Origin of the sequence: Mycoplasma testudineum (genome assembly GCF_002245785.1) — a bacterium.
Lineage (GTDB): Bacteria > Bacillota_I > Bacilli_A > Mycoplasmatales > Metamycoplasmataceae > Mycoplasmopsis_B > Mycoplasmopsis_B testudinea.
On record NZ_NNCE01000016.1, the window covers coordinates 1 to 3062 of the forward strand.

Sequence of the window (3062 nt, forward strand, 5' to 3'; positions counted from 1 at the left end):
TCATACTCAGTTGCAGCTGCTGGAAGTCCGTATTTAAAACTTTCTGACATCTCACCAAAACTATACTGTTCCCAAGTGTTAGTAAAACCTTTGAATCTAATTGCAGGTTTTAATGTACTTTTTTCCATATCTATTTGCCTTTAAGTAGTGATTTTAACTCACTTAACCCTTTCATGTCATATTCATCACCTTCTAAGTCATCTATTAGTGATAATAATGTGTTTTGATTATCTTTAATTTCATTTACAATATCTGAAAAGGTTACATTATATTTATCATCTAAATCTACAATTAAAGAAACGAGAGTATTGATAATATCATTTGGCAATTTAGCAATAGCTTCAGTTATTGGCTTAATTCACTTTTGTTTTAATAAATCTTTTGCTTGTAAATCAGTTAACGATTCAATTGCAATCTTAGTTTTATCTTGTAAATCTAATAATTCCCTTTTGATATTGATCTTTAATTCTTTTTCTTCTTCTTTTAAATCACTATATCTAATTAGTTTAGATTTAAATAATTCATCTTCTTCTTGATTAACATCTAAAACTTTGATAAGATGCTTTACTTTTTTAGTATCAAATTTATTGCCTTCTTCAGAAAAAGACCTTTCTTTTTCTTCATCTGTTAATTGTTCAATAATTTCTTGAAATTCAGACTCGATTTCATTTAAGCGATTTTCTTTATCTTCTAAACTAGTTAATTCACTATTCAGTAAATTCTTCTGAACAACTTCAAAAGGAATAATTCTACCCATTCAGCCTTCTTGATATTCTTCTTCATGAATACCTTTTTTTCTAATAATCATTTTAGGATCAACTTTTCTAATTGCATCAAAACCTTCTGATTGAATAATTTCAAGGTCAATAGAAGTTTTAACTCATTCATCTTCAAGGGCTTGATAAGCTTTGTATTTATCCAAAAGTTTAAAATCTTTTAATCTATCAAAAATTTCATTACTAATATCTTCTTGTTCAAGAACAATATTTAAATTATTCATATTAGAAATTAATCTAGTTTCTAAAAATAAATCTAAATCCTTGAAATTATTTTTAAATTTATCTAAATAGTTAATAACATCTCAGTTATTGCTCATTACTGTTTTAATATCTTTATTTTTAAGAGAATAATAAGCATCATTTATTTCTTCAAACAAATCATTTTTAAGAGACGGAAATTCGTTTCAATAATTTTCAAGCACTTTTAATTCTGATTTTGGGATTCCGCCATACATTAATGAATGAATATCTCAAGTTTTAGTGGCTTCAGATGTATCAACATATCTTGTAATATTTAAATTGTAATCATTCTTGCGAATCTCTTCTAAACTAACAACACGTGAAAAATTATCAACAGATTCTCTATTAATAACAGTATCAGTAATTTTCTTAATATCAGAAGCTCTTAATTGATTTTTATTGCCAACTTTAACAAAACCTTTAGAAGCATCTATCATCAAAATATCTGTGTTTTCTTTACTACTCTTTTTAAGTACCATTATTATTGTTGGAATACCAGTACCAAAGAAAATATCTGCTGGCAAACCGATAATTGTATCTATATGATTTTTTTCAACTAAATTTTTTCTGATTTCACCTTCTTCACCAGCTCTAAATAAAACACCATGAGGTAAAACTATTGTCATAATTCCATCTGTTTTAACATGGTATAAATCATGTAATAAAAAGGCATAATCTGCTTTACCTTTAGGTGCTAAACCAAATTCTGAGTATCTAGGATCAGATTCTTTATTATCTCTATTTCATTCTAAAGAATATGGAGGATTAGATACAACTGCATCTACAAGTAAAGGATCATAAGATATTCTTGAATCAGATTCATCAAAAAGAGGTCAATCATTTTCTAATGTATCTGCATTTCTGGCAACAATATTATCTGGTAATATACCGTGCATAACTAAATTCATTCTAGTTAAGTTATAAGTGTTTTCTTTTAATTCCTGAGCATAATATTTTATATTGTTGCGGTTGGAAGTGTGTTTTTGAATTGAATAACCAATATTAATAAGTAATGAACCAGATCCACTAGTTGGATCGTATATTTTGATTTCAGTATTATTTTTTAAATGGTCTGCAACAATATCTGACATTAACACAGATACTTCATGAGGGGTATAAAATTCACCTGCTTTTTTACCAGCATTTACAGCAAAATTACTAATTAAGTATTCATAAATGAATCCTAAAACATCATAATCTTGTTTATTATTCATTGGAATAATTTTTAATACTTGGATAAGATCTTTTATAGCTTTAGTTTGTTCTGAAGCAGTAACTCCTAATTTATTTAATCCAGTTTCAAGAGTATTAAAAATACGATCAAAAACTTTTTTATGTTGATTACTTATTAATCTTGAAAAAGCATTTAAAGCATCTCTAACATCACTTAAATCAAAATCAAGACCTTTTTCAATTCATGTTGAAAATAAATTGTTGTAGGCAATAAAATAACCAATATTGCGCTGTACAAATTCAACTGTTTGAGTATCTTCTTCAGATAATTCTTTAATATCTTCATCGGTCCAATGTTTTTCTTTTAAAAATTTTACTTGTTCTTCAGATAAAAATTTATAAAACATAAATCCTATAATGTAGTCTTTATACTCACCTGCTTCAATTTTTGAACGCATTTTATTTGCTGATTCTCAAATTTTGGATGCTAATTGCTGTTTATTCACTTTTTCACTCTTCTTTCATTTTTTAATTAAAATTTTTACAAATTTAAAATAATATTAATTTCATTATTAAAATAATCAGACTTTAATAATGAAATGTAAAGTTAATTTAATCAGTTTTAGAAATATTAATACTTTATATCTACTTAATAATTATTAATTTTCACATCTAATTTGTAATATTTTTATTGTATATTTGACATTATAAATGAAAAGTTATTTTAAAATTTATAACATGTAAAATACTATTTCTTATATCTAAAATTATTTGAAATGTTTTAAGTATTTTAGGGAGCAAGTAAAAATTAACGGATTTAAAATTTTATTTTTTTTAGAAACTTAAAATTAAGTCTCATTTTTACCTTAG

The 3062-nt window shown here is 25.1% G+C and carries 1 protein-coding gene; it reads right to left on the reverse strand.

Features of this window, described 5'->3' with window-relative positions; all coding sequences use genetic code 4:
* Nucleotides 1–130: 130 nt before the first annotated feature.
* On the reverse strand, nt 131–2698 hold the full coding sequence (locus CG473_RS04085) for a type I restriction-modification system subunit M (protein ID WP_094255040.1): 2568 nt from the start codon (nt 2696–2698) through the stop codon (nt 131–133).
* Nucleotides 2699–3062: the final 364 nt, after the last annotated feature.